Below are 1,389 nucleotides of genomic sequence, written 5' to 3' on the forward strand. Positions count from 1 at the left end.
TCCTCTCAAGCCTCCTCAGACTGCCCTGCAGTCGTGCCAGGCGCGACCGACGCGGGAGCCGACTTCGCGGGGCGCCCGCCCCCCTTGCGAAACTTGCCGGCAAGATCCTCGAACGCAGCCACCAGATCGCCGTCCTCGATCTCGATGTCTCCGAGCCCGGCCTTGAGCGCTAAGCGGCCGATGCGTTCGGCCTCGCGCGTTTCGGCAGCCTTGAGCCTTTCTTGCAGTTTGACGATCTCGTCCCTGATCTTCGAAGAGGGCTTCTTCATTCCGGTCGTCTCCTTTTTGCTCATCTGCCTCTGGCGAAGATGAGAATGACCGGGGTGGGCGCGCAGCGCACCCCGTCAGAAACGACGAGTCGGCGAAGCCGACGCTTTGCTTCATCATCCCTGCGTTCCGAAGGAATGCGTCCAAGGGCGCAGTAATACGTCGCTGCCGCGACGTGCTGCGCCCGGCCCCGATGGGGCAGGGCATCCAGAGGGAGAAGTACAGTTCGTCCGCACGGAGCTCTTGTCGCCTTGGCCATCACGCATTTCACGCCCCAGCTGATCGGTCGCGGTGCTGGCCGCAGCGCCGTGCTGTCGGCCGCGTACCGGCATTGCGCAAAAATGGAGTATGAAGCCGAGGCGCGGACCGTCGATTATTCGAACAAGCGCAATCTCGCCCATGAGGAATTCCTGTTGCCGCCCGATGCGCCAGACTGGGCGCGGCAGATGATTGCCGACCGCCCTGTCGCTGGTGCCGCCGAGGCCTTCTGGAACAGGGTGGAGGCCTTCGAGAAGCGGGCCGACGCGCAGTTCGCCAAGGAGTTTATCATTGCCCTGCCGGTTGAGCTGAGCCGGGAGCAGAACATCGATCTCATGCGCCAGTTCGTGTTCGGCCTGCGCCCGCTCACCGAGAGTGGGTTCGGTGCGAAGAAGGTCGTCGTCAAAGGTGACGACGGACAGCCGCTCCGGACTGCGAACGGAAAGATCCAGTATCGCCTATGGGCAGGCGAGAAGGCCGAGTTCCTGCAGCAGCGGCAGGCTTGGCTCGACCTGCAGAACCACCATCTCGCACTCGCCGGTCTCGATATCCGCGTGGATGGGCGGTCCTATGCCGAGCGCGGCATCGACATGGTGCCCACCACCCATATCGGCGTTGCCGCCAAGGCAATGCAGGGTAAGGGTGGCGAGGCGGGCCACGCCATCGACCTCGAACGTCTCGCCCTGCATGAGGCCAGCCGCAGCATCAACGCCCGACGCATCGAGGCCCGTCCCGAGCTATGCCTCGACATGGTGACAAGCGAAAAAAGCGTTTTTGACGAGCGCGATATCGCCAAGATTATCCATCGCTACATCGATGATGTCGGGTCCTTCCAGCGCCTGCTCAATCCGCCCCCGCGCCAGA

The 1,389-nt window shown here is 63.5% G+C and carries 2 protein-coding genes; one reads left to right on the plus strand and one right to left on the minus strand.

Translation table 11 applies throughout. The annotated features are described in order from the left end of the window. Positions 1-5: 5 nt before the first annotated feature. Entirely contained in the window at positions 6-269 is a 264-nt protein-coding gene (gene traC / locus CEV33_RS01535) for a conjugal transfer protein TraC (protein WP_094538730.1), read from the minus strand. A gap of 249 nt (positions 270-518) precedes the next feature. Here traC and CEV33_RS01540 point away from each other — a divergent pair. Beyond that, positions 519-1,389, plus strand: an 871-nt coding sequence (locus CEV33_RS01540) for a MobA/MobL family protein (RefSeq protein ID WP_167388092.1), incomplete at its 3' end; no start/stop codon positions are given.

This window comes from Brucella grignonensis (assembly GCF_002252505.1).
Classification (GTDB): Bacteria; Pseudomonadota; Alphaproteobacteria; order Rhizobiales; family Rhizobiaceae; genus Brucella; species Brucella grignonensis.